Source organism: Kitasatospora sp. NPDC048296, assembly GCF_043201815.1.
Lineage (GTDB): Bacteria > Actinomycetota > Actinomycetes > Streptomycetales > Streptomycetaceae > Kitasatospora.
On sequence record NZ_JBICZB010000053.1, the window covers coordinates 6536 to 8479 of the forward strand.

General features: G+C 73.5%; 1 protein-coding gene. It reads left to right on the forward strand.

What is annotated here, in order from left to right; translation table 11 throughout:
- Nucleotides 1-491: 491 nt before the first annotated feature.
- Complete coding sequence (locus tag ACGF12_RS26825) at nt 492-1829, forward strand: hypothetical protein (RefSeq protein ID WP_393035053.1); 1338 nt, start codon at nt 492-494, stop codon at nt 1827-1829.
- Nucleotides 1830-1944: the final 115 nt, after the last annotated feature.

Genomic DNA, 1944 nt, shown 5'->3' on the forward strand with positions numbered 1-1944 from the left:
CACCCCCCACCCCCCCACCGCCGGTCTCAAAAAAATTAGCCCCCCCGTCGCCGTGGGGGGGGGCGGGGGGGGGGGGGCCCCCCCGGCCCCCCCCCCCCCCCCCCCCCCCCAGGCCGGTGCCGTCGGAGGCAGGTCGGGGGAGCGCCTGGTCGCTGTGACGATCCGTTGGTTAAATGCATGATCCGGCATCCCGAACCGCCACGCCTCACCATTTTTCGGACACGTTTCATGACAATGAGTGAGCGGCTCTGCTGCGGCCCGCCGCGCTGCCGCACGGCTGGAAGCGGCCTCACCTCACGTCAGGACGTCAGGAGACATCAGTGACCAGACACCACACCCCGGAGCAACAACCCCCCTCTGGAGTGGAGGCAGAGCGAAGCCGAACCCACGCAGGCGTCCGCACTCGTGAGCAGTGGCGGCGGGCAGGGGTCGTAGCGGGACTGTGCGTGGCTCTGTCCGGCACGGGACTGATGCCCGCGACCGCCGCACAGGTGGGAGCCAAGCCGGCCACCGCACAGGTGCAGGCACGAGGGACTGACCCATCGGTCACCTTCGGCTTCACCGGGACCCCGCAGACCCTCGCCGTCCCCGCGAACGCGGTCGTCACCATCACCGCGGACGGCGCCGGCGGCGCCGACAACGCCGGCACCCCCTGCGGCTTCACCGGGAGCGGGGGGACGGGGGCGCGCGTCGTCACCACACTGCCGGTTACCAGCGTCCCGACGACCTACACCGTCAACGTCGGCGGCACCGGCACCGCCGGCTGCAACGGAACCGGCACCGGTGGATACAACGGCGGCGCCCCGGGCGGCACCTCAAGTCAACCTACGGGCCAGTTCCGGAGAGGTTCCGGAGGAGGCGGGGCGTCCAGCGTCAGCACCGGCACCGACCTCCTCGTCGTCGCCGGCGGCGGCGGCGCCGACGGCGGCGCCCCCTTCGCCGGCACGGTCGCGGGGGGCAACGGCGGCAACGGCGGCACACCGGACGCCACCGCCGGCACCACCGGAGCGTTCGGCGGCGATGGTTCGCCGGGATCCGGCGGGCAGGGTGGCAGCACCAGCACCATGACCGTGGGCAGCGGTGGTCCGGCAGGCACCCCCACCGGAGGCTGTATGCCCACCGCAGGTAGCCCGGGAAACAGCTTCACGGGCACCACGGTCGGCACCGGCGGCACCGGCGGCAACAACACCGGTGGCAACTGCGTGGCCGCCGGGGCCGGTGGAGGAGGCGGCGGCGGGTACTACGCCGGCGGCGGGGGCGGCGCCTCCACCAACGGCGCCAGTGGCTTCGGCCGCGCGGGTGGCGGCGGAGGCGGCGGAGGCAGCAGCTTCACCACCCCGACGGGCACCGGGACGGCCTACGAGGCCTCGACGATCGGAACGGCGAACAAAAACGGCCAGGTGACCATCTCCTACAGGGTGGAACTGTCCTTGACCATCACCAAGACCCACACCGGGCACTTCACCCAGGGGCGGGACGGCACCTACACCATCACCGTCGGCAACGCCGGACCCGGCGCGACCGACGGCACCACGGTCACCGTGTACGACACCCTTCCCGACGGGCTCAGGGCCGACAGCATCAGTGGCGCGGGATGGAACTGCACCCTGATCAACCTCACCTGCACCCGTAGCGACGTCCTTGCCGCCGGGTTCGGCTACCCGCCCATCACCCTGACGGTCGACGTCTCCTGCGCCGCCCCGCGCGATGTCACCAACGTCGCCACCGTCCTCGGCGGCGGTGATATCGCCAGTCACATCGCCACCGACCCCACCAAGATCAAGCGCCACGAGCACGACGAGCGCTGCGAGCGCCACGAGCACTGGTAGACCAACCGACCCGGACCCGCGGGGGGGGGGGGGGGGGGGGGGGGGGGGGGGGGGGGGGGGGGGGGGGCGGGGGGCGGGGGGGGGGCGGGGGGGGGGGGGGGGGTGGGGTGGGTGG